Source organism: Streptomyces sp. NPDC048106 (assembly GCF_040706415.1).
Taxonomy (GTDB): Bacteria; Actinomycetota; Actinomycetes; order Streptomycetales; family Streptomycetaceae; genus Streptomyces.
In genome coordinates this window covers 268,958-295,288 of record NZ_JBEZND010000004.1, presented here as the reverse complement: position 1 = coordinate 295,288, position 26,331 = coordinate 268,958, and the positions used below count along the sequence as shown (strand labels likewise).

At 70.8% G+C, this 26,331-nt stretch carries 27 protein-coding genes; 9 read left to right on the top strand and 18 right to left on the bottom strand.

Annotated features, from left to right (window positions below; genetic code table 11):
• Position 1 precedes the first annotated feature (1 nt).
• The 11 genes from dapD to AB0927_RS05995 form a co-directional block, all read right to left on the bottom strand.
• Positions 2-988: a 2,3,4,5-tetrahydropyridine-2,6-dicarboxylate N-succinyltransferase gene (gene dapD / locus AB0927_RS06045; RefSeq protein WP_366666322.1), complete on the bottom strand. Its 987-nt coding sequence runs from the start codon at positions 986-988 to the stop codon at positions 2-4.
• Positions 989-1,109: 121 nt separating this feature from the next.
• On the bottom strand, positions 1,110-1,640 hold the full coding sequence (locus AB0927_RS06040; protein WP_366666321.1) for a TetR family transcriptional regulator: 531 nt from the start codon (positions 1,638-1,640) through the stop codon (positions 1,110-1,112).
• The gene (locus tag AB0927_RS06035; RefSeq protein ID WP_366666320.1) at positions 1,640-1,960 is read right to left on the bottom strand and encodes a multidrug efflux SMR transporter; all 321 of its coding nucleotides are present in this window, start codon (positions 1,958-1,960) and stop codon (positions 1,640-1,642) included. The genes AB0927_RS06040 and AB0927_RS06035 overlap by 1 nt, the downstream gene beginning before the upstream one ends.
• 141 nt (positions 1,961-2,101) lie before the next feature.
• Positions 2,102-2,434 (bottom strand): metal-sulfur cluster assembly factor, encoded by a 333-nt coding sequence (locus AB0927_RS06030; protein WP_037656710.1) that lies wholly within the window; start codon positions 2,432-2,434, stop codon positions 2,102-2,104.
• Positions 2,431-2,898, bottom strand: coding sequence for a Fe-S cluster assembly sulfur transfer protein SufU (sufU, locus tag AB0927_RS06025; protein ID WP_366666361.1), 468 nt, complete (start codon positions 2,896-2,898; stop codon positions 2,431-2,433). Before sufU ends, AB0927_RS06030 begins: the two co-directional genes overlap by 4 nt.
• 17 nt (positions 2,899-2,915) lie before the next feature.
• The gene (locus AB0927_RS06020) at positions 2,916-4,172 is read right to left on the bottom strand and encodes a cysteine desulfurase (RefSeq protein WP_366666319.1); all 1,257 of its coding nucleotides are present in this window, start codon (positions 4,170-4,172) and stop codon (positions 2,916-2,918) included.
• On the bottom strand, positions 4,169-4,933 hold the full coding sequence (gene sufC / locus AB0927_RS06015) for a Fe-S cluster assembly ATPase SufC (RefSeq protein ID WP_366666318.1): 765 nt from the start codon (positions 4,931-4,933) through the stop codon (positions 4,169-4,171). The genes AB0927_RS06020 and sufC overlap by 4 nt, the downstream gene beginning before the upstream one ends.
• Positions 4,934-4,940: 7 nt before the next feature.
• Positions 4,941-5,258, bottom strand: a complete 318-nt coding sequence (locus tag AB0927_RS06010; RefSeq protein ID WP_366666317.1) for a non-heme iron oxygenase ferredoxin subunit — start codon at positions 5,256-5,258, stop codon at positions 4,941-4,943.
• Positions 5,255-6,475: a Fe-S cluster assembly protein SufD gene (gene sufD / locus AB0927_RS06005; RefSeq protein ID WP_366666316.1), complete on the bottom strand. Its 1,221-nt coding sequence runs from the start codon at positions 6,473-6,475 to the stop codon at positions 5,255-5,257. The genes AB0927_RS06010 and sufD overlap by 4 nt, the downstream gene beginning before the upstream one ends.
• A 57-nt stretch (positions 6,476-6,532) precedes the next feature.
• A complete protein-coding gene (gene sufB / locus AB0927_RS06000; RefSeq protein WP_366666315.1) occupies positions 6,533-7,954 on the bottom strand; it encodes a Fe-S cluster assembly protein SufB in 1,422 nt (473 codons plus the stop codon).
• Positions 7,951-8,685, bottom strand: a complete 735-nt coding sequence (locus AB0927_RS05995; protein WP_366666314.1) for a metalloregulator ArsR/SmtB family transcription factor — start codon at positions 8,683-8,685, stop codon at positions 7,951-7,953. Before AB0927_RS05995 ends, sufB begins: the two co-directional genes overlap by 4 nt.
• 182 nt (positions 8,686-8,867) lie before the next feature.
• On the opposite strand from AB0927_RS05995, the gene AB0927_RS05990 reads away from it, so the two are divergent.
• The 4 genes from AB0927_RS05990 (at position 8,868) to AB0927_RS05975 (ending at position 12,478) form a co-directional block, all read left to right on the top strand.
• Positions 8,868-9,632, top strand: coding sequence for an AAC(3) family N-acetyltransferase (locus tag AB0927_RS05990; protein WP_366666313.1), 765 nt, complete (start codon positions 8,868-8,870; stop codon positions 9,630-9,632).
• A gap of 82 nt (positions 9,633-9,714) precedes the next feature.
• Complete coding sequence (locus AB0927_RS05985; protein ID WP_366666312.1) at positions 9,715-10,638, top strand: ABC transporter ATP-binding protein; 924 nt, start codon at positions 9,715-9,717, stop codon at positions 10,636-10,638.
• Entirely contained in the window at positions 10,635-11,408 is a 774-nt protein-coding gene (locus AB0927_RS05980; protein ID WP_366666311.1) for an ABC transporter permease, read from the top strand. Before AB0927_RS05985 ends, AB0927_RS05980 begins: the two co-directional genes overlap by 4 nt.
• 59 nt (positions 11,409-11,467) lie before the next feature.
• On the top strand, positions 11,468-12,478 hold the full coding sequence (locus tag AB0927_RS05975; protein ID WP_366666310.1) for a COX15/CtaA family protein: 1,011 nt from the start codon (positions 11,468-11,470) through the stop codon (positions 12,476-12,478).
• A 1-nt stretch (position 12,479) separates the two neighbouring features.
• Here AB0927_RS05975 and AB0927_RS05970 read toward each other — a convergent pair whose 3' ends face one another.
• From AB0927_RS05970 to AB0927_RS05960, 3 genes are all read right to left on the bottom strand, one after another.
• Complete coding sequence (locus AB0927_RS05970) at positions 12,480-13,223, bottom strand: nucleotidyltransferase domain-containing protein (RefSeq protein WP_366666309.1); 744 nt, start codon at positions 13,221-13,223, stop codon at positions 12,480-12,482.
• A gap of 70 nt (positions 13,224-13,293) precedes the next feature.
• The gene (locus AB0927_RS05965; protein ID WP_366666308.1) at positions 13,294-13,614 is read right to left on the bottom strand and encodes a hypothetical protein; all 321 of its coding nucleotides are present in this window, start codon (positions 13,612-13,614) and stop codon (positions 13,294-13,296) included.
• Positions 13,615-13,705: 91 nt separating this feature from the next.
• Entirely contained in the window at positions 13,706-14,710 is a 1,005-nt protein-coding gene (locus tag AB0927_RS05960; RefSeq protein ID WP_366666307.1) for a heme o synthase, read from the bottom strand.
• Between the two features lie 437 nt (positions 14,711-15,147).
• On the opposite strand from AB0927_RS05960, the gene tkt reads away from it, so the two are divergent.
• The 5 genes from tkt to pgl are packed head-to-tail and all read left to right on the top strand — an operon-like array spanning position 15,148 to position 21,809.
• Positions 15,148-17,235 (top strand): transketolase, encoded by a 2,088-nt coding sequence (gene tkt / locus AB0927_RS05955; protein ID WP_366666306.1) that lies wholly within the window; start codon positions 15,148-15,150, stop codon positions 17,233-17,235.
• A 33-nt stretch (positions 17,236-17,268) separates the two neighbouring features.
• Positions 17,269-18,387 carry a transaldolase gene (gene tal, locus AB0927_RS05950; RefSeq protein WP_366666305.1) on the top strand — a complete coding sequence of 373 codons (1,119 nt, stop codon included), beginning with the start codon at positions 17,269-17,271 and terminating at the stop codon, positions 18,385-18,387.
• Between the two features lies 1 nt (position 18,388).
• Entirely contained in the window at positions 18,389-19,927 is a 1,539-nt protein-coding gene (gene zwf, locus AB0927_RS05945) for a glucose-6-phosphate dehydrogenase (RefSeq protein ID WP_366666304.1), read from the top strand.
• Positions 19,924-21,030: a glucose-6-phosphate dehydrogenase assembly protein OpcA gene (gene opcA, locus AB0927_RS05940; protein ID WP_366666303.1), complete on the top strand. Its 1,107-nt coding sequence runs from the start codon at positions 19,924-19,926 to the stop codon at positions 21,028-21,030. Before zwf ends, opcA begins: the two co-directional genes overlap by 4 nt.
• Positions 21,027-21,809 carry a 6-phosphogluconolactonase gene (gene pgl / locus AB0927_RS05935; protein ID WP_366666302.1) on the top strand — a complete coding sequence of 261 codons (783 nt, stop codon included), beginning with the start codon at positions 21,027-21,029 and terminating at the stop codon, positions 21,807-21,809. The genes opcA and pgl overlap by 4 nt, the downstream gene beginning before the upstream one ends.
• 67 nt (positions 21,810-21,876) lie before the next feature.
• Here the strand turns inward: pgl and AB0927_RS05930 are convergent, their stop codons facing one another.
• From AB0927_RS05930 to AB0927_RS05915, 4 genes are all read right to left on the bottom strand, one after another.
• Positions 21,877-22,656: a hypothetical protein gene (locus tag AB0927_RS05930; RefSeq protein WP_366666301.1), complete on the bottom strand. Its 780-nt coding sequence runs from the start codon at positions 22,654-22,656 to the stop codon at positions 21,877-21,879.
• 97 nt (positions 22,657-22,753) lie between these two features.
• The gene (gene pgi, locus AB0927_RS05925) at positions 22,754-24,406 is read right to left on the bottom strand and encodes a glucose-6-phosphate isomerase (protein ID WP_366666300.1); all 1,653 of its coding nucleotides are present in this window, start codon (positions 24,404-24,406) and stop codon (positions 22,754-22,756) included.
• A 52-nt stretch (positions 24,407-24,458) separates the two neighbouring features.
• Positions 24,459-25,727, bottom strand: coding sequence for an MFS transporter (locus AB0927_RS05920; protein ID WP_366666299.1), 1,269 nt, complete (start codon positions 25,725-25,727; stop codon positions 24,459-24,461).
• A gap of 204 nt (positions 25,728-25,931) precedes the next feature.
• A complete protein-coding gene (locus AB0927_RS05915; RefSeq protein WP_078947476.1) occupies positions 25,932-26,267 on the bottom strand; it encodes an RNA polymerase-binding protein RbpA in 336 nt (111 codons plus the stop codon).
• Positions 26,268-26,331: the final 64 nt, after the last annotated feature.

Here is a 26,331-nt window from a genome sequence, read left to right as displayed (position 1 = left end):
GTCAGTTGTGGCTGTGCAGGATGTCGTTCAGGCCGCCCCAGACCGCGTTGTTCGGGCGGGCCTCGACCGCGCCGGTGACCGAGTTGCGGCGGAAGAGGATGTGGGAGGCGCCGCTGAGGTCGCGGGCCTTGACGATCTGGCCGTCGGGCATGGTGACGCGGGTGCCGGCGGTGACGTAGAGACCGGCCTCGACCACGCACTCGTCGCCGAGGGCGATGCCGACGCCCGCCTCGGCGCCGATCAGGCAGCGCTCGCCGACGGAGATGATCACGTTGCCGCCGCCGGACAGGGTGCCCATGGTGGAGGCGCCGCCGCCGATGTCCGAGCCGTCGCCGATGACGACACCGGCGGAGATGCGGCCCTCGACCATCGAGGTGCCGAGCGTGCCGGCGTTGAAGTTCACGAAGCCCTCGTGCATCACGGTGGTGCCCTCGGCCAGGTGCGCGCCCAGCCGGACCCGGTCGGCGTCGGCGATGCGGACGCCCTTGGGGGCGACGTAGTCCGTCATGCGGGGGAACTTGTCGATCGAGGTGACCTGGAGGTGCTGGCCCTCGGCGCGGGCGTTCAGCCGCACCTTCTCGACGTCGTCCACGGCGACCGGGCCGAGCGAGGTCCAGGCGACGTTGGCGAGGTGGCCGAAGATGCCGTCCAGGTTCTGGCCGTGCGGCTTGACCAGGCGGTGCGAGAGCAGGTGCAGCCGCAGGTAGACGTCGTGCGCGTCCAGCGGCTTCTCGTCCAGCGAGGCGATGACCGTACGGACCGCGACCACCTCGACCCCCCTGCGGGTGTCCGGGCCGGTCGCCGCGGTCGCGCCGCCGCCCAGCAGCTCCGCCGCGCGCTCGGCGGACAGCCGCTCGGTGCCGGCCGGGCCCGGCTCCGCCACCAGCTCGGGCGCGGGGAACCAGGTGTCGAGAACGGTGCCGTCGGAGGCGATCGTGGCGAGGCCGGCGGCGACGGCGCCGGTGGTACGGGAAGCAGTGTCGGTCATGGGAAAAACCTAACGTGGCGCGGGGTGCGGGGGCGAACCGTGTCTCAGGTGCCGGTCGGCACGCGCGGGTCAGGGCGTCCCAGAGGACCCGGCCCGTCCCGCCCCGGCCGACCGCCGCCCCTCAGACGATCACCCGCGCCAGCGCCTCCCGCGCGTACTCCTCGTCGTACGACCCCCCGGTCAGCAGCACCTGGAGACAGATGCCGTCCATCAGCGCGAGCAGCGCCCGTGCCGTCACCGCGTCGACCCGGGCGGACAGGCGCGCGCTCGTCTCCTCGGTCCACTGGGCGGCGACGGGCCGCAGGGCCGGGCGGCGCACCGCCGCGAGGTACAGCTCGTACTCCAGCTCCGCGCCGGGGCGGTCGCCGTTCAGCCAGTCGCCGAGGACCCGGGCGAGCCCGGCCGCGAGGTCGCCGCCGTCCAGCACCCCGCTGTCGTCGAGCACCGCGGCGAACCCCTCGTTCGCCTGGCACAGGGCGGCCACCAGCAGGTCGTCCAGCGTGGCGAAGTGGTACGTGGTGGAGCCGAGCGGCACGTCCGCCTCGGCCGCGACCGTGCGATGGCTCAGCCCGGCCAGTCCGTCCCGCCCGGCCACCCGGATCGCCGCGTCGATGATCCGCTGCCGGCGGCCGGGATCGTAGCGCCGGGCCATCAGTGACTCCCCCCGAGGTTCAGGACCACCACTCCGCCGATGATCAGGAGGATCCCGGCGACCTTGACCGCGCCGAGGCCCTCCCCGAACAGCAGCAGCCCGAGCACGGCGATGGCCGCGGTGCCCACCCCGGACCAGATCGCGTACGCCGTGCCGATCTGCACCGTCCGCAGCGTCCGCGCCAGCAGCAGGAAGGAGACCAGGTACCCCAGCGCCGTCACCAGCGTGGGCCACGGCCGGCTGAACCCGTGGCTGTACTTCATCGCCGTGGTGGCGGCCACCTCCGCGGCTATGGCGCCGGCCAGCGTCAGATATCCCATGCGTACGAGCGTACATATGATGTGTACGGCCGTACACAGCGACCGCGCGACGAATGGACGGCGAGGGGCCTCGACCGCGCCCCGGGCATGCGAAGGGGGCCACGGCATCCCTGCCATGGCCCCTCGCGCACGCGCTCTGTGTCAGACGTTGAAGCCCAGCGCCCGGAGCTGCTCGCGGCCCTCGTCCGTGATCTTGTCCGGGCCCCACGGCGGCATCCAGACCCAGTTGATCCGCAGCTCGTTGACGATGCCGTCCGTGGCGGACTTGGCCTGGTCCTCGATGACGTCCGTCAGCGGGCAGGCCGCGGAGGTCAGGGTCATGTCCACGGTGGCCACGTTGGAGTCGTCCACGTGGATGCCGTAGATCAGGCCGAGGTTGACGACGTCGATGCCCAGCTCGGGGTCGACCACGTCCATCAGGGCCTCACGGAGTTCCTCTTCCGAGGCCGGCTTCATCTCGACGGTGTCGCTCATGCGGTCTTCCTTTCGGCTTCGGCGCCACCCAGCGCCTGGGCCGTCGCGTCCTTCCACGCCATCCAGCTCAGGAGGGCGCACTTGACCCGCGCGGGGTACTTGGAGACACCGGCGAACGCCACCGCGTCCTCCAGCACCTCCTCCATCGCGTCGTCCGGCTCGATCCGGCCCTTGGACTGCATCAGCTCCAGGAAGGTCTCCTGGATCTTCTGCGCCTCGGGCAGTTCCTTGCCGACGAGGAGGTCGTTCAGCACGGAGGCCGAGGCCTGGCTGATGGAGCAGCCCTGGCCCTCGTACGAGACGTCCGCGATCCTCGTGCCGTCGTACTTCACGCGGAGGGTGATCTCGTCGCCGCACGTCGGGTTCACGTGGTGCACCTCGGCGTCGCCATCCCGGAGACCACGCCCGTGCGGGTTCTTGTAGTGGTCCAGGATGACTTCCTGGTACATGGAGTCCAGCTTCACGGTTTTCGACACGCCTCTCAGCCGAAGAAGTTCCGTACGTGCTCCAGGCCGTCGACCAGAGCGTCGATCTCGGCCGGCGTGGAGTACAGATAGAACGACGCTCGCGTGGTCGCGGGAATTCCGTAACGCAGGCAGACCGGACGGGCGCAGTGGTGGCCGACGCGGACCGCGATGCCCTGCTCGTCCAGTACCTGGCCCACGTCGTGCGGGTGGATGTCGCCCAGCGTGAAGGAGATCGCCGCGCCCCGGTCCTCGGCCGTGGTCGGGCCGATGATCCGCAGGTCGGGGACCTGGGACAGACGCTCCACCGCGTACTGGGTGAGCGCGTGCTCGTGGGCGAGGATCTTCTCCATGCCGATCGCCTGGAGGTAGTCGATCGCCGCGCCCAGGCCGACGGCCTGCGCGATCGGGGGCGTGCCCGCCTCGAACTTGTGCGGCGCCGGGGCGTACGTCGAGGAGTGCATCGAGACGGTCTCGATCATCTCGCCACCGCCCAGGAACGGCGGCAGGTCCTCCAGCAGCTCCTGGCGGCCCCACAGGACGCCGATGCCGGTCGGGCCGCACATCTTGTGGCCGGTGAAGGCCACGAAGTCGGCCTGGAGGGCCTGCACGTCCAGCGGCATGTGCGGCGCGGCCTGGGAGGCGTCGACGCACACCAGCGCACCCACCTCCTGCGCGCGGCGCACTATCGCCTCGACCGGGTTGACGGTGCCCAGGATGTTGGAGACCAGCACGAAGGAGACGATCTTCGTCTTCTCGGTGATGACCTCGTCGATGTTGGACAGGTCCAGGCGGCCGTCGTCCGTCAGGCCGAACCACTTCAGCTTCGCGCCGGTGCGCTGCGCCAGCAGCTGCCACGGCACGATGTTGGAGTGGTGCTCCATCTCGGTGATGACGATCTCGGTCTCGTGGTCGACCCGGTAGGGCTCGTCGGCCCAGCCGAGCATGTTGGCCACGAGGTTGAGGGACTCGGAGGCGTTCTTGGTGAAGATCACCTCGTCGCGGCTCGGGGCGTTGATGAACTCCGCCACCTTGTCGCGCGCGCCCTCGTAGAGTGCCGTGGCCTCCTCGGCGAGGACGTGCACGCCCCGGTGGACGTTGGCGTTGTAACGCTCGTAGTACTCGTTGAGGGCGTCCAGTACCTGGCGCGGCTTCTGGCTGGTCGCCGCGTTGTCCAGGTACACGAGCTTCCTGCCGTCGTGGACCACGCGGTCCAGTACGGGGAAGTCCTTGCGGATCGCCTCGGTGTCGAGGAGGCCCGACAGCTGTGTCACGCGGATGCGCCACCCTTCACGTATGCCTCGTAGCCCTCGTTCTCCAGCTTGTCCGCGAGCTCGGCGCCGCCGGACTCGACGATGCGGCCGCCCGCGAAGACGTGGACTTGGTCGGGCTTGATGTAGCGCAGGATGCGCGTGTAGTGCGTGATCAGCAGGGTGCCGACCTCGCCCGTCTCGCGGACGCGGTTGACGCCCTCGGAGACGATGCGCAGCGCGTCGACGTCCAGGCCGGAGTCGGTCTCGTCCAGGATGGCCATCTTCGGCTTGAGCAGTTCGAGCTGGAGGATCTCGTGGCGCTTCTTCTCACCGCCGGAGAAGCCCTCGTTGACGTTGCGCTCGGCGAAGGCGGGGTCCATGTGGAGACGCTCCATGGCCTCCTTGACCTCCTTCACCCAGGTGCGCAGCTTCGGGGCCTCGCCGCGCACGGCGGTGGCGGAGGTGCGCAGGAAGTTGGAGACCGAGACGCCGGGGACCTCGACCGGGTACTGCATCGCCAGGAACAGGCCGGCGCGGGCGCGCTCGTCGACGGACATCTCCAGGACGTCCTCGCCGTCGAGGGTGACGGTGCCGCTGGTGACGGTGTACTTCGGGTGACCCGCGAGCGAGTAGGCGAGGGTCGACTTGCCGGAGCCGTTGGGGCCCATGATGGCGTGCGTCTCGCCCTGCTTCACGGTCAGGTCGACGCCCTTGAGGATCTCCTTCGTGGCGTTGTCGGCCTCGACGGTGACGTGCAGGTCTCGGATTTCAAGCGTTGCCATGGATGCCTCAGGACTCCTGGGTGAGGGAGACGAGCACGTCGTCCCCTTCGATCTTTACGGGGTATACGGGGACGGGGCGCGTCGCGGGGAGGCCGGACGGCTTGCCGGTGCGCAGGTCGAACGCGGAGCCGTGCAGCCAGCACTCGATCTGGCAGTCCTCCACCTCGCCCTCGGAGAGCGAGACGTTCGCGTGGGAGCAGATGTCGTAGATCGCGAACACCTCCCCCTCGGTCCGGACGACCGAGACCGGCGTGCCGTCGAGTTCCACCCGCTTGGGGGTGCCCTCCTCCAGCTCGCTCAGCCCGCAGGCGCGTACGAAACTCATGCGACCGAGGCCTCCAGCTCCTGCTCGATCCTGGCGAGCAGGCGCTCCTCGATGTCGGCGACGCCGATCTGCTGGACCAGTTCGGCGAAGAAGCCGCGCACCACCAGACGGCGGGCCTCGTGCTCCGGGATGCCGCGGGCCATCAGGTAGAAGAGCTGCTCGTCGTCGAAGCGGCCGGTGGTGGAGGCGTGGCCGGCGCCCACGATCTCGCCGGTCTCGATCTCCAGGTTCGGCACCGAGTCGACGCGGGCGCCGTCGGTGAGGACCAGGTTGCGGTTCATCTCGTAGGTGTCGGTGCCCTCGGCCCTGGCCTCGATGAGCACGTCGCCGATCCAGACCGCGTGCGCGTCCACACCCTGGAGCGCGCCCTTGTAGACGACGTTCGAGGTGCAGTGCGGGGCGTTGTGGGTGACCAGCAGGCGGTGCTCCTGGTGCTGGCCCGCGTCCGTGAAGTACAGGCCGAGCAGCTCGGCCTCGCCGCCGGTGCCCGCGTAGGTGACGCGCGGGTGCAGCCGTACGACGTCGCCGCCGAAGGTGACGACGACCGACTTGAAGGAGGCGTCCCGGCCGACCAGCGCGTTGTGCTGGGCGATGTGGACGGCCTTGTCGTCCCAGTCCTGGACGGAGACGACGGTCAGCTTGGCGCCGTCGCCCAGCACATAGTCGACGTTGGCGGCGAGCACCGCGTCGCCGGTGTGGTCGATGACGACCACGGCCTCGGCGAAGGCGCCCAGCTCGATCACCTGGTGGCCGAAGGCGGTGCCGCCCTGGCCGTGCACGCTGATGCGGACCGGCTCGGTGAGGACGGTCTCCTTGGGCACGGTCACGACCGAGGCCAGCTCGAAGGCCGAGTACGCCTGGGCGGCGATCCGGTCCACGGGGGTGCCCGCCCGGCCGAGGCGCGCGTCGTCACGGCCGACGGTCTCGACGACGACGCCCTCGGGGGCCTGCACGTCGACCTTCACTCCGTCACCGGTGGCGACGGCGGTGCCGTCGTGCAGCCCGCGCAGGCGCTCCAGCGGGGTGAACCGCCATTCCTCCTCGCGGCCGTGCGGGACGGGGAAGTCCGCCACGTCGAAGGAGGGGGGCACGCTCATGCGCGTGGCGACGGTCGACTCCGCGGCCACCGCGATCTGGCCGGCGGTGGTGGAGCCCACCGGTGGGGGTCCCCCCGCTCGACCGGAGTTGAGAGTGGGGGCATTCTGAGCCTCAGCCATGGCTGTCGGTCTGCTCGCTTTCTTACGTGAGGGGCTTGATGGTCCGGCGGGCGGCGGTCAGCCGACCGCGCCTTCCATCTGCAGCTCGATCAGCCGGTTGAGTTCGAGCGCGTACTCCATGGGCAGTTCCTTGGCGATCGGCTCGACGAAGCCGCGCACGATCATCGCCATCGCCTCGAACTCGGAGAGACCGCGGCTCATCAGGTAGAAGAGCTGGTCCTCGGAGACCTTGGAGACGGTGGCCTCGTGGCCCATGGACACGTCGTCCTCGCGGACGTCGACGTAGGGGTACGTGTCGGAGCGGGAGATGGTGTCAACGAGCAGCGCGTCGCACAGCACGTTCGACTTGGAGCCGTGGGCGCCCTCGCCGATCTCGACCAGACCGCGGTACGACGTACGGCCGCCGCCGCGCGCCACGGACTTCGACACGATGTTGGAGGAGGTGTTCGGCGCCATGTGGACCATCTTGGAACCGGCGTCCTGGTGCTGGCCCTCGCCCGCGAAGGCGATGGACAGGGTCTCGCCCTTGGCGTGCTCGCCCATCAGGTAGACGGCCGGGTACTTCATCGTCACCTTGGAGCCGATGTTGCCGTCGATCCACTCCATGGTCGCGCCCTCGTACGCCACGGCGCGCTTGGTGACCAGGTTGTAGACGTTGTTCGACCAGTTCTGGATGGTCGTGTAGCGGCAGCGGGCGTTCTTCTTGACGATGATCTCGACCACGGCGCTGTGCAGCGAGTCCGACTTGTAGATCGGCGCGGTGCAGCCCTCGACGTAGTGCACGTAGGCACCCTCGTCGACGATGATCAGGGTCCGCTCGAACTGGCCCATGTTCTCCGTGTTGATGCGGAAGTAGGCCTGGAGCGGGATCTCCACGTGCACGCCCTTCGGCACGTAGATGAAGGAGCCGCCGGACCACACGGCCGTGTTCAGCGAGGCGAACTTGTTGTCGCCGGCCGGGATGACGGTGCCGAAGTACTCCTTGAAGAGCTCCGGGTGCTCCTTGAGGGCGGTGTCGGTGTCCAGGAAGATGACGCCCTGCTCCTCCAGGTCCTCGCGGATCTGGTGGTAGACGACCTCCGACTCGTACTGCGCGGCGACACCGGCGACCAGGCGCTGCTTCTCGGCCTCGGGGATGCCCAGCTTGTCGTAGGTGTTCTTGATGTCCTCGGGCAGGTCCTCCCAGGACTCCGCCTGCTTCTCCGTGGACCGCACGAAGTACTTGATGTTGTCGAAGTCGATGCCCGAGAGGTCGGAGCCCCAGTTCGGCATGGGCTTCTTCTCGAAGAGCTTGAGGCCCTTCAGGCGCAGCTTGGTCATCCACTCCGGCTCCGACTTCTTGGCGGAGATGTCGCGGACGACGTCGTCGTTGAGACCGCGCCGGGCGGAGGCGCCGGCCACGTCGGAGTCGGCCCAGCCGTATTCGTACGTGCCCAGGCCCTCCAGCTCAGGGTGGGCAGTCTCCGTGGGGAGAGTCATGCGGGGTTCCTCCCGGCCGTGCTTGCAGGTGCGTCAGTGGAAATCTTGGGAATGAACGTCGTGCAGACGCCGTCGCCGTGCGCGATGGTCGCCAGTCGCTGGACGTGGGTACCCAGCAGCTCGGCGAAGATCTCCGTCTCCGCCTCGCACAGCTGCGGGTACTGCTCCGCCACATGGGCGACCGGGCAGTGGTGCTGGCAGAGCTGCTCGCCGACCGGTGCGCTGCGCGCCGTAGCAGCGTACCCGTCCGCGCTCAAGGCCTTGGCCAGCGCTTCGGCGCGTTTGTCGGGGCTCACGCTCTCGATCGCCTCGCGGTACGCGCTCGCCTGGGAGGCGATCCGGGCGCGGGCGAACGCGGAGACCGCGCCGGAGCCGCCCTCGTGCTCGGCGATCCAGCGCAGCGCGTCCGCGGCCAGCTTGTCGTACGACTGGTCGAAGGCGTCGCGGCCGCAGTCGGTGAGCGCGAAGACCTTGGCGGGGCGGCCGCGGGTGCGCGTGCCGTACACCCGCTGTTCGCGGGCCTCCACGACGTCGTCCGCGACCAGCGCGTCCAGGTGACGCCGGACGGCCGCCTGGGTCAGTCCCAGCCGGCCCGCGAGTTCGGCGACGGTCGACGGCCCGTGGTCCAGGATGGACCGCACGACGCGGTTGCGCGTGGAGCGCTCACCGGTCGCGAACTCCTCCTGCGGGGCCCCCGTGAGGGCCTCCCGAGTCTCGCCGACGTTTTTCACAACGCCATTGTTGCGTAATTCCTCCGGGACTGACAAGCGTCGTCCGGATCATCGACGGTGCCCTGCGTCACTTAGGTCTACCTAATCTGACCTGCGAAAACGATCATTGATCGATCATCCGGGGCCCGGCCGGCAGGCAAATCCATGGCGCCTCGCCCGCCCGTCCGGAAGACTCCCCGACCATGACCACACCCCCTCCGACCGGGCCTCTTGTCACCCGGGGCGACCTCGCCGATGAGCTGCGGCTGCTCGGCGTCGAAAGCGGCGAGACACTTCTCGTACATACGTCCCTAAGTTCACTCGGCTGGGTGAACGGCGGGGCCGTGGCGGTTGTCCAGGGACTCCTCGACGCCCTCGGCCCGGCCGGCACCCTGGTCGTCCCGGCCCACTCCTCCGACCTCTCCGACCCCGCCCACTGGGGAAATCCGCCGGTGCCCGAGGAGTGGTGGGACCGCGTCCGGGCCACCATGCCCCCGTACGACCCCGCCACCACCCCCACCCGCGGCGTCGGGGTGGTCCCGGAGACGGTGCGCACCTGGCCGGGCGCCCTGCGCAGCGCGCACCCGCAGACCTCCTTCGCGGCCGTCGGCTCCCGCGCCCGGGAGATCACCGGCGGCCACGCCCCCGACTGCCGGCTCGGCGAGCGCAGCCCGCTGGCCCGGTTGGAGGAACTGGGCGCCCGGGTCCTCCTGCTCGGCGCGGGATACGACGCCTGCACCGCCTTCCACCTGGCCGAATACCGCATACCCGCGCCGCTCGTCCCGGTCGGCCGGCCCGCGTCCGGCGGCGGCTGGGAGACGGTGACCGAGGTGTCGATCAGCGCCGAGTCGTTCGAGGAGCTGGGTCGGGACTTCGAGCGGGAGCGTCCCGTCGTCCGCGCGAAGGTGGGCGCGGCCGACGCCCGGCTGTTCCCGGTGGCGGACGCCGTGTCCTACGCCGAGGGGTGACTGCGGGCCCGCCGGCCCCGTGCGGGGGAGTTCCCGCACCCCCGCGACTGATCGGCGAGCGGTCTCCCTAGACTCTGGACCCATGCGAAGTGAGCCCGTGGTCCAAGTTGCGGCCCTGGTGAAGCGGTACGGCACGAAGACCGCGGTGAACGGCCTCGACCTGGTGGCCGAGGCGGGCGTGACCGCCGTTCTCGGACCCAACGGCGCCGGCAAGACGACGACGGTCGAGACCTGCGAGGGGTACCGGAAGCCGGATTCCGGCAGGGTGCGCGTCCTGGGCCTCGACCCCGTGCGGCAGTCGGCCGAGCTGCGGCCCCGGATCGGCGTGATGCTCCAGTCCGGCGGCGTGTACTCCGGCGCCCGCGCGGACGAGATGCTGCGCCATGTCGCCAAGCTGCACGCCCACCCCCTGGACGTGGCCGCCCTGATCGAACGGCTCGGCCTCGGCAGCTGCGGCCGTACCTCCTACCGCCGGCTCTCCGGCGGCCAGCAGCAGCGCCTCGCGCTCGCCATGGCCGTCGTCGGCCGCCCGGAACTGGTGTTCCTGGACGAGCCGACCGCGGGCCTCGACCCGCAGGCCCGCCGGGCCACCTGGGACCTGGTGAAGGACCTGCGCGCCGACGGCGTCTCGGTGATCCTCACCACGCACCACATGGACGAGGCCGAGCAGCTCGCCGACGACGTCGCGATCATCGACGGCGGCAAGGTCATCGCCCAGGGCTCCCCCGAGGAGCTGTGCCGGGGCGGCGCCGAGAACACCCTGCGCTTCACCGGCCGCCCCGGCCTCGACGTCGGCTCCCTGCTCAAGGCGCTCCCGGACGGCTGCACGGCCGCCGAGCTGACCCCGGGCTCCTACCGCGTCGCCGGCAAGGTCGACCCGCAGCTACTGGCCACCGTGACCTCCTGGTGCGCCCAGCACGGGGTGATGCCGGACCGCATCTCGGTCGAACGGCACACCCTGGAAGACGTCTTTCTGGAGCTGACCGGCAAGGAGCTGCGCTCATGACCACCGCGCCGGGTACCTACGCGCCCAAGCCGGGGGCCGCGCCCCTGCCCCGCATGATCGCGGCGCAGGCGGCCCTGGAGACGAAGATGCTGCTGCGCAACGGCGAGCAGCTGCTGCTGACGGTCGTCATCCCGACCCTGCTCCTGGTGCTCTTCAGCTCCGTGGACATCGTGGACACCGGCAAGGGCAAGGCCGTCGACTTCCTCGCGCCGGGCGTCCTCGCCCTCGCGGTGATGTCGACCGCGTTCACCGGGCAGGCCATCGCCACCGGCTTCGAGCGCCGCTACGGGGTGCTCAAGCGGCTCGCCGCCTCACCGCTGCCGCGCTGGGGCCTGATGACCGCGAAGACGGCGTCCGTGCTGGTCACCGAGGTGCTCCAGGTCATCCTGCTGACGGTGATCGCCCTCGCGCTCGGCTGGTCACCGCACGGCGGTCCGGCCGCCGTACTCCTCCTGCTGATCCTCGGCACCGCCGCCTTCTCCGGGCTCGGCCTGCTGATGGCCGGCACCCTGAAGGCGGAGGCGACGCTGGCCGCCGCCAACCTGGTGTTCCTGCTGCTGCTCGTCGGCGGCGGGGTGATCGTGCCGCTGGACAAGTTCGGCTCGGCCGGACAGCACGTCCTCGGCCTGCTGCCCATCTCCGCCCTCTCCGACGGCCTGCGCGACGTGCTCCAGCACGGCGCCGGGATGCCCTGGGGCGACCTGGGCATCCTCGCGGTGTGGGCGGTCGTGGGGCTCGCGGCGGCGGGGAAGTTCTTCCGCTGGGAGTGAGCGGGGACACGGCGCCGGGGCGGGACCCTCGTGAAAGCGTGCACAAGCGGCGGCCTACGATGGTGGGCGTGCCAAAGCTGAACCGCGCCGACACCGTAGCGGCCCTGCGTAATCCGCTCGCCTTCATCGCCGACCGCTGGACCCCGGAGCCCCGGACCGTGCAGCGGGCGGCCCTCATCGCGCTCGTGGTGTCGGTGGTCATCGTCGTCACCGGCGGTGCCGTCCGGCTGACCGGCTCGGGCCTCGGCTGCCCGACCTGGCCGGAGTGCACCGACGGCTCGCTGACGCCGACGCAGACGCTGAGCTATCACAGCGCCATCGAGTTCGGCAATCGCATGCTGACCTACGTGTTGTGCGCGGCCGTCGGCTGGGCGATCATCGCCGCCCGCTGCGAGAAGCCGTACCGGCGCGCGCTGACCCGGCTCGGCTGGGCACAGTTCTGGCTGGTCATGGGCAACGCGGTGCTCGGCGGCATCGTGGTGCTGGTCGGCCTCAACCCGTACACCGTCGCCGCGCACTTCCTGCTGGCAAGCGCGCTGACCGCGGTCGCCGTGGTGATGTGGCAGCGCACCCGCGAGGGCGACGCCGCGCCCCGGCCGCTGGTCGGCAAGGCCGTGGTGCAACTGGTGTGGTTCCTGGTGGTCGCGGCGGTGCTGCTCATCGCGGTGGGCACCGTGGTCACCGGCGCCGGCCCGCACGCGGGCGACTCCAGCGACGTGAAGCGGATCCCGATCGACTGGCAGGCCGTGGCCAAGCTGCACTCGGTGCTCGCGTGGATCGTGGTGACGCTGACCTTCGCCCTGTGGTTCATCCTCAAGGCCGTCGACGCCCCGCGCGGCCCGCTGGCCCGCACCCGGGAGCTGTTCCTGATCCTGCTGGGCCAGGGCGTCATCGGCTACGTCCAGTACTTCACGCACCTGCCCGAGCTGCTGGTCGGCCTCCACATGTTCGGCTCCTGCCTGGTGTGGGTCGGCGTCCTGCGGGTCCTGCTGTCGCTGCGCGAGCGCCCGGAGACGGAACCGGGCGTGTCCGCTCCCTTGGCCGAGGTCACGGTTCCCACGAACGCCTGACTCACCCGTACGTGGCGACCAGCGCGTCGATCGCCGGACCCAGGTAAGCGCGGGCGAGGCCGGCGCGCCGGGTGAGCCAGGTGCCGTCGTCCGCCGGGGCGGGGTCCGCGTAACGCCTTCGGGTGATGTCCTCGACGACCTCGGCGGGCGCGCCGAGCACCGGCAGCACGGCCAGGGCCTCCCGCTTGGAGATCAGCCGTCCCTCGCGCAGGGTCACGGTGGCCCGGGCGAAGGTCAGCAGCCCGAGGTCGACCCAGATGTCCCGCCGCCACAGGCGGGCCTTGTCCACGGCGGGGCGCCAGAAGTCCCGCTGGTCGCGTACGACGAACGCGCGCAGCTCCCGGTCCCGCACCGGTGGCAGAAGACGGGCCGGCGGCTCCCCGTGCAGCACCCGGCCGAAGGCATGCAGCTCACGCCGGGTGACGGGGGTGACCGGGCGGCGCAGCACCTGGCCGTGCGCCCAGGTGAGGTGCGAGCGGCCCGGATCGTCCAGGGTGGCCGGAGCGAGGTAGCCGCAGTGCAGCTTCGCGGCGAGAGGTGCGCGGCGCAGGCGCCGGTGCAGCGCCACGACCTGGCGTACGGCCGTGCGGTCAGGGGGCCCCGGCAGCACCGCGATCAGGTCCAGATCGCTGCGGCCCTCCCGGTAGTCGCCGCCGGCGAGCGAGCCGTGGGCCCAGACGGCGCGGGGGTGTAACGGCGCCAGCGCGTCCAGGAACCGTCCGAGCAGTTCTTCGGTGGTCTGCATCGGGCCAGTCTGGCGCCGCCATCGGGGCGCGGGAACCGCCTGCGCCCCAGCGCTTCCGCGGTCGGGCGCGTCAGCCCCCGAGCTGGATCCCGGCCATCCTCTTCCACTCGTACGGGCCGGTCGTCACCTTCGCCGCGAACTCCCCGTCGAACGTCTCGTGAACGGTGATTCCGGCCTTCGCCACCGCCTGCTCGGCGATCGCGTACGAGGGGGCCACCACATCGCCCCAGCCGCCGTCCTCGCCGACGAGCACGATCCGCGCCCCGCGCTGACCGATGTAGGCCACCTGCCCCTCCGCACCGCCGTGGGCCCTGGAGAAGGCGCTGATCCTCTGGGCGAGCCGGGCCACCGTGCGCTCGGCCTTCGCGTCAACCTTCTGCGTGTCTGCCATGCCAGGATGCTACCGACGAGTAGATCAAACGGCGACGGGAGGGGTGCGTGGCCTTGACCACGCGCCCCTCCCGCCGGGGGAAGCAGGTGCGTCAGCGCAGGAACGGATCCACCGCGACGGCGACGAAGAGGATCGACACGTAGGTGATCGACCAGTGGAACAGCCGCATCTCCTTGAGCTTCGCACCGGTGACCTCGGCCTTCGCCCGGTTCTGCAGCCCGTGCGCCTCCCACAGCCAGAAGCCTCCGGCGGCGAGGGCGACGACCGTGTAGAACCAGCCGGTGTAACCCAGAGGGGTGAGCAGCAGCGAGACGGCGACCATCACCCAGCTGTAGATGACGATCTGCCGGGCGACGACCTTGTTGGACGCGACCACCGGAAGCATCGGCACGCCGACGCGCGCGTAGTCGTCCTTGACCTTCATGGACAGCGGCCAGTAGTGCGGCGGCGTCCAGAAGAACATCACCAGGAAGAGGATGACCGGCGCCCAGGACATCGAGTTCGTGACCGAGGACCAGCCGATCAGCACCGGCAGACAGCCCGCGATGCCACCCCACACGATGTTCTGCGCGGTGCGGCGCTTGAGGATCATCGTGTAGACGACGACGTAGAAGAGCAGCGCGCCGAGCGACAGCCAGGCACTGAGCCAGTTGACGGTCAGCCCGAACAGCAGCGTGGAGACGACCCCGAGGGAGATGCCGAAGACCAGGCACTCACGCGGGCTGACCATGCCGGTCACCAGCGGCCGCTGCGAGGTGCGGTCCATCAGGGCGTCGATGTCGCGGTCGATGTACATGTTCAGCGCGTTCGCGCCGCCCGCGGAGAGATACCCGCCGAGGCAGGTCAGCACCACCAGTTTCAGGGAGGGCACGCCCTGCTGCGCCAGGAACATCACCGGCACGGTGGTGATGAGGAGCAGCTCGATGATCCGCGGCTTGGTCAGCGCCACGAACGCCTTGGCACGGGCCCCGAACGGCCGGCGGACCGGCCTCGGGCTCGTACCACCGAGCACACCCTCCCCCGGAGCCTTAAGGGCCTGGGAGGTGCCCCCAGGACGGGATTCGACGGCCGTCACGCACACCCCTGACAGAGACATTCCAGCGAGCCTTCCCCCGGATGAGATCTTCACGAGGGGCTCGCGCGTACCACGCCACTTTAGACGTTGCCCATACCCCGGCCTTCGCGGGGGTGGGGTCGTGTTGGCGTACGTACCGGCGGGCGCCGCGACGAGGCCCGGCGGAGCGCCCGGGAGACCTTCCGGAAGAGCCCTTGGTGAAGATCCCAAAAGAGGGCCCCCACCACTCTTATGAGCGGTCAGATGAGCGTCTCCTTATTCATGTGCCAAATAGCGTCTCGGCCAGTCGGGAGGCGGATCCCGTCGATGCCCGGCAGTCTGGAATCACCCGCGAAAACGCACGTCCTTACGAGGGTAGGCTCGACGACGGCCGGCGGGCAGAAGCACGCCGGCGGCCGGGTGGGCGCGTGCCCCGCAAGCCGGCCCGACCGACATGTGGAGAGGAGCCCTGACCCAGGGTGAGCACCAAGCCGACCACCACAGACCTTGAGTGGACCGACCTGGACCAGCGGGCCGTGGACACCGCCCGCGTCCTGGCCGCCGATGCCGTACAGAAGGTCGGCAACGGCCATCCCGGTACGGCGATGAGCCTGGCCCCCGCCGCCTACACCCTCTTCCAGAAGGTGATGCGGCACGACCCGGCCGACCCGGAGTGGGTGGGGCGCGACCGCTTCGTGCTGTCCGCCGGCCACTCCTCCCTGACCCTCTACACCCAGCTCTACCTGGCCGGCTTCGGCCTGGAGCTGGCGGACCTGGAGTCCTTCCGCACCTGGGGTTCGAAGACCCCGGGCCACCCGGAGTACGGGCACACCAAGGGCGTGGAGACCACGACCGGCCCGCTGGGCCAGGGTGTGGCCAACGCGGTGGGCATGGCGATGGCCGCCCGCTACGAGCGCGGTCTGTTCGACCCCGAGGCCCCGCAGGGCGAGTCGCCCTTCGACCACTTCATCTACTGCATCGCCGGTGACGGCTGCCTCCAGGAGGGCATCTCCGCCGAGGCGTCCTCGCTGGCCGGCCACCAGAAGCTCGGCAACCTGGTCCTGCTGTGGGACGACAACCACATCTCGATCGAGGGCGACACCGAGACGGCCGTCTCCGAGGACACCGTCAAGCGCTACGAGGCCTACGGCTGGCACGTGCAGCGCGTGGAGCCGAAGGCGGACGGCGACCTGGACCCGGTCGCGATCCACGCCGCGATCCAGGCGGCCAAGCAGGTCACCGACCGGCCCTCCTTCATCGCGATGCGCTCGATCATCGCCTGGCCGGCCCCGAACGCCCAGAACACCGAGGCCGCGCACGGCTCGGCGCTCGGCGCGGACGAGGTCGCGGCCACCAAGCGCGTCCTCGGCTTCGACCCGGAGCGGTCCTTCGCCGTCGAGGACGAGGTGATCTCGCACACCCGCAAGGCCCTGGAGCGCGGCGCCCACGCGAAGGCCGAGTGGGAGAAGTCGTTCCAGGTGTGGCGGGACGAGAACCCCGAGCGCGCCGCCGAGTTCGACCGCATCGCCAAGGGCGAGCTGCCCACCGGCTGGGAGGAGAAGATCCCGGTCTTCGAGCCCGGCAAGTCCGTCGCCACCCGCGCCGCCTCCGGCAAGGTGCTGCAGGCGCTCGGCCCGGTGATCCCCGAGCTGTGGGGCGGCTCCGCCGACCTCGCCGGTTCGAACAACACCACGATCGACAAGAGCAGCTCCTTCCTGCCCGAGGGCAACCCGCTGCCGGAGGCCGACCCGTACGGCCGTACGGTCCACTTCGGCATCCGCGAGCACTCCATGGGCGCGGAGCTGAACGGCATCACGCTGCACGGCAACACCCGCGCCTACGGCGGCACCTTCCTCGTCTTCTCCGACTACATGCGCAACGCGGTGCGCCTGTCGGCCCTGATGCACCTGCCGGTGACGTTCGTGTGGACGCACGACTCCATCGGCCTCGGCGAGGACGGCCCCACCCACCAGCCGGTCGAGCACCTCGCCTCGCTGCGCGCCATCCCGGGCCTGAACGTCGTGCGCCCGGCCGACGCCAACGAGACCGCGATCGCCTGGCGCGAGATCCTCAAGCGCTACACCAAGGAGTTCGGCAAGGGCCAGCCGCACGGCTTCGCGCTGACCCGCCAGGGCGTGCCGACGTACGAGCCCAACGAGGACGCCGCGAAGGGCGGGTACGTCCTGTTCGAGGCCGAAGGCGGCGAGCCGCAGGTGATCCTGATCGCCACCGGCTCCGAGGTGCACGTGGCCGTCGAGGCGCGTGAGCGGCTCCAGGCCGACGGCGTTCCGACGCGAGTCGTGTCCATGCTGTCGGTCGAGTGGTTCGAGCAGCAGGACCAGGGGTACCGGGACTCCGTGCTGCCGCCGTCCGTGAAGGCCCGCGTCGCCGTGGAGGCGGGCATCGGGCTGACCTGGCACAAGTACGTCGGGGACGCCGGCCGCATCGTCTCCCTGGAGCACTTCGGTGCCTCCGCCGACGGCAAGGTGCTCTTCCAGGAGTTCGGCTTCACCGCGGAGAACGTGGCTGCCAAGGCCCGGGAATCCATCGCCGCCGCCCAGCGCTGACGCTCATATACGACACGTAGGAGATGTAATTCCATGACAGACGCACTCAAGCGCCTCTCCGACGAAGGCGTCGCGATCTGGCTGGACGACCTGTCGCGCAAGCGGATCACCTCCGGCAACCTCGCCGAGCTGATCGACCAGCAGCACGTCGTGGGCGTCACCACCAACCCGACGATCTTCCAGAAGGCGATCTCGCAGGGCGACGGCTACGACCAGCAGATCTCGGACCTCGCCGCCCGCAAGGTCACGGTCGAAGAGGCCATCCGCATGATCACCACGGCGGACGTCCGCGACGCCGCCGACATCCTGCGCCCGGTCTTCGACGCCACGGAAGGCCAGGACGGCCGGGTCTCCATCGAGGTCGACCCCCGCCTCGCGCACAACACCAAGGCGACCGTCGCCGAGGCCAGGCAGCTGGCCTGGCTGGTGGACCGCCCCAACACCCTGATCAAGATCCCGGCCACCCAGGCGGGTCTGCCGGCGATCACCGAGGTCATCGGCCTGGGCATCAGCGTCAACGTCACGCTGATCTTCTCCCTGGAGCGCTACCGCGCGGTCATGGACGCCTACCTCTCCGGCCTGGAGAAGGCCAAGGAGCGCGGCCTGGACCTGTCGGAGATCCGCTCGGTGGCGTCCTTCTTCGTGTCCCGCGTGGACACCGAGATCGACCGCCGCATCGACGAGATGGGCACCGACGAGGCCAAGGCGCTGCGCGGCAAGGCCGGCGTGGCGAACGCGCGCCTCGCCTACCAGGCGTACGAGGAGGTCTTCTCCTCCGACCGCTGGAACGCGCTGGAGAACGCGGGCGCCCGCAGGCAGCGTCCGCTGTGGGCCTCCACCGGTGTGAAGGACCCGGCGTACAAGGACACCATGTACGTCGAGGAACTGGTCGCGCCGAACACGGTCAACACCATGCCGGAGGCCACCCTGGAGGCGTCCGACGACCACGGCGAGATCCGCGGCGACGCGGTCACCGGCACCTACGCCCAGGCCCGCGCCGACCTGGACGCGCTGGAGAAGATCGGCATCTCGTACGACGAGGTCGTGCAGGTGCTGGAGGACGAGGGCGTCGACAAGTTCGAGACGTCCTGGAACGACCTCCTGAAGTCCACCCAGGCGGAGCTCGAGCGCCTCGCCCCTTCGGAGGGCTGACTTGTCACCCGTTTCCGGTTCCGGAGCGAATCCGCTCCGTGACCCGGCCGACCGACGGCTCCCGCGCATCGCGGGGCCGTCGGGTCTGGTCATCTTCGGGGTCACGGGCGACCTGTCGCGCAAGAAGCTGATGCCCGCGGTCTACGACCTCGCCAACCGGGGTCTGCTGCCGCCGGGCTTCTCGCTGGTGGGCTTCGCCCGCCGCGAGTGGGCGAACGAGGACTTCGCGCAGGAGGTCCACGACGCCGTCAAGGCACACGCCCGTACGCCGTTCCGCGAGGAGGTCTGGCAGCAGCTCATCCAGGGGATGCGCTTCGTGCAGGGCACCTTCGACGACGACGAGGCGTTCGAGCGACTGCGCTCCACCATCGAGGAGCTGGACAAGGCACAGGGCACGGGCGGCAACTTCGCCTTCTACCTGTCGGTGCCGCCGCGGTCCTTCCCGGTGGTCATCCAGCAGCTGAAGAAGCACGGGCTGGCCGACCAGTCCGGCGGTTCCTGGCGGCGCGCGGTCATCGAGAAGCCGTTCGGGCACGATCTGAGGTCGGCCGAGGAACTGAACTCCATCGTGCACGAGGTGTTCGCCCCGGACCAGGTCTTCCGGATCGACCACTACCTCGGCAAGGAGACCGTCCAGAACATCCTGGCGCTGCGCTTCGCCAACCAGATGTTCGAGCCGATCTGGAACCGGTCCTTCGTGGACCATGTGCAGATCACCATGGCCGAGGACATCGGCATCGGCGGCCGGGCCGGCTACTACGACGGCATCGGCGCCGCCCGTGACGTCATCCAGAACCACCTGCTCCAGCTGCTCGCGCTGACCGCGATGGAGGAGCCCGCCTCCTTCGACGCGCAGGCGCTGGCCGCGGAGAAGACCAAGGTGCTCGGTGCCGTACGGCTGCCGAAGGACCTGGGCAAGGGCACCGTGCGCGGACAGTACGCGGCGGGCTGGCAGGGCGGCGAGAAGGTCATCGGCTACCTCGAAGAGGAGGGCATCGACCCGAAGTCGAAGACCGACACCTACGCCGCGATCAAGATCGGCATCGACAACCGCCGCTGGGCGGGGGTCCCCTTCTACCTGCGCACCGGCAAGCGGCTCGGCCGCCGCGTGACGGAGATCGCCGTCGTCTTCCAGCGGGCCCCGCACTCCCCCTTCGACCACACGGCGACGGAGGAGCTGGGCCAGAACGCGATCGTGATCCGCGTCCAGCCGGACGAGGGCATCACGGTCCGCTTCGGCTCCAAGGTGCCCGGCACCTCGATGGAGATCCGGGACGTGTCCATGGACTTCGCCTACGGCGAGTCGTTCACGGAGTCCAGCCCGGAGGCGTACGAGCGGCTCATCCTGGACGTGCTGCTGGGCGACGCCAACCTCTTCCCGCGCACGGAGGAGGTCGAGCTGTCCTGGAAGATCCTCGACCCGATCGAGCAGTACTGGGACAAGCACGGCAGGCCCGCGCAGTACCAGTCGGGCACCTGGGGCCCCGCCGAGGCGGACGAGATGCTCGCACGAGACGGACGGAGCTGGCGCAGGCCATGAAGATAGACCTGACCGACACCACCGCCGGCGAGATCAACAAGGCGCTCGTGCAGGGTCGTCGGGCCATCGGCACCCCCGCCGTCGGCATGGTCCTGACCCTCGTCATCGTCACCGACGAGGAGAACGCGTACGACGCCCTGAAGGCCGCCAACGACGCCTCGCGCGAGCACCCCTCGCGCACGCTGGTGGTCATCAAGCGGATCTCCCGCACCCCGCGCGACCGCACCTCCTCGCGCCTCGACGCCGAGGTACGGGTGGGCGCGGAAGCGGGCAGCACCGGCGAGACGGTCGTGCTGCGGCTGTACGGCGAGGTCGTCGGCCACGCCGACTCGGTCGTGCTGCCGCTGCTGCTGCCGGACGCCCCGGTCGTCGTGTGGTGGCCGGTGAACGCCCCGCTGGACCCGGCCAGGGACCCGCTGGGCGCGCTGGCCCAGCGCCGGGTCACCGACACCTACGCCGCCGAGGAGCCGGTGCGGGAACTCGCGGCCCGCGCCGAGGCCTACACGCCCGGCGACACCGATCTGTCCTGGACCCGGATCACGCCCTGGCGCTCGATGCTGGCGGCCGCCCTGGACCAGGTCACCTGCCGGGTGCAGGCGGTCGAGGTGGAGGGCGAGGAGTTCAACCCGAGCTGCGAGCTGCTGGCGATGTGGCTGGCGGACCGGCTGGACGTGCCCGTACGGCGCGCCCTGTCCGCGGGCCCCGGTCTGACCGGCGTCCGCATGGAGACCACCTGCGGCCCGATCACCCTGGACCGCGCGGACGGCTCGCTGGCCACCCTGTCCATCGAGGGCCAGCCGGCCCGCGCGGTGGCGCTCAAGCGGCGGGACACCGCCGAGCTGGTCGCGGAGGAGCTGCGCCGGCTGGACCCGGACGACACCTACGCGTCGGCGCTGCGTTACGGGGTGGACCGGCTGGGCACGGTTCCGGAGCAGGCGGCGGCCGAGGCCGCTGCCGATGGGACGGCGTCTCCCGAGGCCGGCTCCGGGACGGCGGCGGTCGCCGAGCCGGAGCCCGTCGAGGAGGCGGCCAAGGCGCCCGCGAAGAGGGCGGCGTCCAGGACCGCGAAGAAGGCACCTTCGAGGAAGGCGACGGCGAAGTGAGCACCCCTCAGCTGGTCGTCCATCGTGACAAGGAACTGATGGCGCAGGCCGCCGCGGCCCGCCTGATCACGAAGATCGTGGACGCGCAGGCCTCCCGGGGCACCGCGTCCGTGGTCCTCACGGGCGGCCGCAACGGCAACGGCCTGCTGGCCGCGCTGGCCACCGCGCCGGCCCGGGACGCCATCGACTGGACCCGCCTGGACCTGTGGTGGGGCGACGAGCGCTACCTCCCCGAGGGCGACCCGGAGCGCAACGTCACCCAGGCGCGCGCGGCCCTGCTGGACTCCGTCCCGCTGGACCCGGCGCGCGTGCACGCCATGCCCGCCTCCGACGGGCCCTGGGGTACGGACGTCGAGGCGGCGGCCGAGGCGTACGCGGCGGAGCTGGCGAAGGCGGCCGGGCCGGAGAACCACGGCTCGGTGCCCACCTTCGACGTGCTGATGCTGGGAGTGGGCCCGGACACCCATGTGGCCTCGCTCTTCCCGGAGCTGCCGGCCGTCCGGGAGACCGAGCGCACGGTGGTGGGTGTGCACGGCGCGCCCAAGCCGCCGCCGACCCGGATCACGCTCACCCTGCCCGCGATCCGCTCGGCCCGTGAGGTCTGGCTGCTCGCGGCGGGCGAGGACAAGGCGGAGGCGGCGGCCATCGCCCTGTCCGGCGCGGGCGAGATCCAGGCCCCGGCGGCGGGTGCCCAGGGCCGCAGCCGCACCCTGTGGCTGCTGGACGCGGCCGCGGCCTCCCAGCTGCCGCGCTCGCTGTATCCGCCGGCCTCCCCGTGAGGCCGGGCGGCCGGTAGTCCGTGGAGACGGCGGGGGCAGGCGCCCCCGCCGTCTCCCGTGTCCGGGCTCACCGGCCGTACGAGTACCGGGAGCCGTACGGCGTCCGGCCCGGGTGCGACGCCGGGTGGTCGGCCAGCCGTATGCCGAACCGCCGCTTCAGGACGGCCAGTTCGTACAGCGCGATGCCGGTGACCGTGACCGGGGCGCCGAGGATGAACACGATGCCGAGGGTGAGCCCGAGGCCGTGCAGATCGCCGGTGAACAGGTCGGGCAGGGCCATCAGCCAGGTGGTGACGATGGCGAGCAGGGGCGGCAGACCGCGGTGCACGGCGGCCGTGCCGAAGAAGTTCCCGGTGACGCGCAGCGCACCGGCGCCGACGAACCAGAGCAGCCACAGCGTCAGCAGGCCCACCGGGAGGATCAGCAGACCCGCGCCGAGCGCGCCGCTGTTCTGGAGCAGGAACAGGGTCACGGCGGCCGAGGCCACGAAGGTCAGCAGCAGCCCCAGGGCCCGCAGCAACGCCGGGCGCAGGGAGCGCAGGCTGCCGCCGCGCCGCCAGATCCACAGCATCACCCCGACCGTGAGCGGGGCGATCACCAGCAGGACCCCGCAGGCGACCAGCAGGTTCTCCAGCATCTCCGTGACGGCGAAACCGCCCTCCACGAAGGTGTAGACGCCGACGGCGGCGACCGTGCCCGCGACCACCCTGATCCGCTTGAGCCCTTCGACGGCCGGGTCGAGCGGTTCGGGTATCCAGGCGGGGTGGAACACCGCTTGGGCCGCGTGATGGGCTTTCAGATAATTGCGGTCGTGCTGGGCGCCCGGCGCCCCGTTCCCCCGTGCCACTGCGCACTCCCCCGAGTAGCGTCGTCCATGATCATCGGGAGTGTACGGGACACCGGGCGGCGGCTCCCGCCCGGTGCCTCACGCTCCCCGCCGCCGGTCAGCCGCGACCGCGCAACTCCCGGTACGTGGCGACCAGCGCCTTGGTCGAGGCGTCGAGGCCGGGTACCTCGGCGCCCTCGGTGAGGGCGGGCTCCACGCGCTTGGCGAGGACCTTGCCCAGCTCCACGCCCCACTGGTCGAAGGAGTCGATGTTCCAGACCGCGCCCTGCACGAACACCTTGTGCTCGTAGAGGGCGATGAGCTGGCCCAGGACGGACGGGGTGAGTTCCCTCGCCAGGACGGTGGTCGTGGGCCGGTTGCCCTGGAAGGTCTTGTGCGGCACCAGTTCCTCGGGCACGCCCTCCGCGCGGACCTCCTCGGCCGTCTTGCCGAAGGCGAGGGCCTGGGTCTGGGCGAAGAAGTTGGCCATCAACAGGTCGTGCTGCGCCTTCAGTTCACCGCTGAGCTCGGCGACCGGCTCGGCGAAGCCGATGAAGTCGGCCGGGATCAGCTTGGTGCCCTGGTGGATCAACTGGTAGTACGCGTGCTGCCCGTTGGTGCCCGGCGTGCCCCACACGACCGGCCCGGTCTGCCACTCGACCTGCTCGCCGTCCCGCGCCACGTACTTGCCGTTGGACTCCATGTCCAGCTGCTGGAGGTAGGCGGTGAACCTGGACAGGTAGTGGCTGTACGGCAGCACGGCGTGCGACTGGGCGTCATGGAAGTTGCCGTACCAGATGCCCAGCAGGCCGAGCAGCAGCGGGGCGTTGGCCTCGGCGGGCGCGGTGCGGAAGTGCTCGTCCATCAGCCGGAAGCCGTCCAGCATCTCCCGGAACCGGTCCGGGCCGATGGCGATCATCAGGGAGAGGCCGATCGCGGAGTCGTACGAGTACCGGCCGCCGACCCAGTCCCAGAACTCGAACATGTTGTCCGGGTCGATGCCGAACTCGGTCACCTTGCCGGCGTTGGTGGACAGCGCCACGAAGTGCTTGGCCACCGCCGAGGCGTCGCCGAGCGCGTTCAGCAGCCAGGTGCGCGCGGAGGTCGCGTTGGTGATCGTCTCGATGGTGGTGAAGGTCTTGGAGGCGATGATGAACAGCGTCTCCGCCGGGTCCAGGTCGCGGGTCGCCTCGTGCAGGTCTGCGCCGTCCACGTTGGACACGAAGCGGACGGTCAGCTCCCGGTCGGTGAAGCTGCGCAGCACGTCGTAGGCCATCGCGGGGCCGAGGTCCGAGCCGCCGATGCCGATGTTGACGACATTGCGGATGCGCTTGCCGGTGTGGCCGCTCCAGGCGCCGGAGCGGACCCGCTCGGCGAAGTCGCCCATCTTGTCGAGGACGGCGTGCACCTTGGGCACCACGTTCTCGCCGTCGACCTCGATCACCGCGTCCCGCGGGGCGCGCAGCGCGGTGTGCAGCACCGCCCGGTCCTCGGTGACGTTGATCTTCTCGCCGCGGAACATGGCGTCGCGCAGCCCGAACACGTCCGTCGCCGCGGCCAGCTCGCGCAGCAGCCGCAGCGTCTCGCCGGTGACCAGGTGCTTCGAATAGTCGATATGGAGATCGCCGGCCCGCAGCCTGTACCCGGCGCCGCGCTCGGGATCGGCGGCGAACAAGTCCCTCATATGGGTGTCGGCCAGCTCCTCCCGGTGCTTGACGAGAGCGGTCCATTCGGGCGTCTGGTTGAGCCTGGTACGGCCGTCTGCGTTCATTTCCGACTTCCGCCTTCTTTCGTGCCTGTCCCAGAGGTTCCAACCTAATTGATCACCGGGGGACGCGGGCTCCCGTGGCGCCGTCGTCCGGCGCGGCGGCGGGCAGGTCCGTCCGGCCGGCCGGTATCAGCGCGATGACGGCCAGGACGAAGAAGGCGGCGGCGAGCAGGGCCGGTGTGCCCCGGCCCCAGGCGGTGGCCACGGCGCCGCCGAGCAGGGCGCCCAGCGGGGCCCCGGCGACGCCCACGGTGCGGAAGGCGGAGCTGATCCGGCCGAGGGCGCCGGCGGGGCTGCGCTGCTGCATCAGGGTGGTGCTGTTGACGTTCCACAGCATTCCCATGAACCCGAAGGCGGCCATGGCAGCCACCAGGGCGGCCAGGCTCCGCACGGATCCCATGACGAGGAGCGCGGCGGTCTGCGCCGTACCGGCGAGCAGGACGGTGCGCACCGGGCCGAGCGCGGCCGTGAGCCGCCGGTTCACCGCGCCCCCGGCCAGACCGCCGACGGCGTACGCGGTGGTGGCCGCCGCATAGCCGGCGGTGCCCGCGTGCAGCCAGCCGGTCACGATCACGACCAGGGTGGCGATCAGGCCGCCCATGCCGATGTTGCACAGGGCCGTGGCGGCGCACAGGCCGCGCAGGGGCCGGTCCTGCCACAGGGTGCGCAGTCCGGCGGCGATCTCCCGGCGCAGGGTGTTGCCCGCCGGTCTCGGGGCCCGCTCGGGCGCGCCGGCGCGCAGGGAGGCGACCAGGGCGGCGGCGACCAGGAAGGTGGACGCGTCGGCCAGGAAGGGCGCCGCCACCCCCGCGGCGAGCAGCACCGGCACGACGGGCGCCCCGAACAGCCCGCCCGCTATCGTCTGACCGGTCATCAGCCGGGCGTTGGCGCTGCCGAGGGCCTCGGGGTCGACCAGGGCGGCCAGCAGGGCGGTGGAGGCGTTGTCGAAGAGGGTCGCCAGCGTGGTCAGGGTGAAGGCCAGCGTGATGAGCAGGGCGATCGACGTGTGCCCGAGGGCGACGGCCACCGCGAAGGAGGCGACCAGCACTCCTCGTACCGTGTCCACGGTCCACATGGCGCGCCGCTGGTCGACCCGGTCGGCGATCGCCCCGCCGCACAGCCCGAAGAGGATCCAGGGCAGATAACCGCAGGCGGTCACGGTGGCGATGAGCAGAGGCCGGCTGGTCAGCGAGGCGGCGAGCAGCGGCAGGGCGGCATTGCGCAGCGCGTCACCGAAGCGGGACAGCACGGCGGCGCTCCACAGCCGCCCGAAGCCCCCGCGCCATGCGGGCGCCCGCAGCTCCCCCGCCGCCACCGTCGTCACAACTCCCCCTCGCGGTCGTCGCCTTCACGAGAACCGTAGAGGGTGCCACTGACAATCGACCGGACGCGAGCGGCGGATACGGCTCCGGCCAGGCACCGAGGGTGCCCGGCCGGGACTCAATGTCCAGGGTCTTTCGTTTGGATCAGGCCGGATCAGGGAGCGGTGCCAGCCCCCACGAGCCCGGCCTGATCCAAACGGGAGGCCCTAGATCTCGCCGCGTAGTTTGGCGAGTGCCTCGGCGAGGATCGCCTCGCCGTCCGCGTCGCTGCGCCGCTCCCGCACATAGGCGAGGTGCGTCTTGTACGGCTCGGTGCGCGGTGGGTCCGGCGGGTTGTCCCGGTCCTGGCCGGCCGGAAAGCCGCAGCGCGGGCAGTCCCAGTTGTCGGGAACCTGTGCGTCGCTGGCGAAGCTCGGCTGCGTCTCGTGCCCGTTGGAGCACCAGAAGGAGATGCGCAGCCGCGGTGCGGACTCGCCGCGCTCGGCCTCGCCCATCGGCCCCGCCCCGACCCGGCTTCCTCGGATCGCGTTGCCACTTGCCACGGTCGTAACTCCCTGCGTGATGGTGCCGCGAAGCGAGTCGGCGTACCGCTTCGCTGCGAGCGCC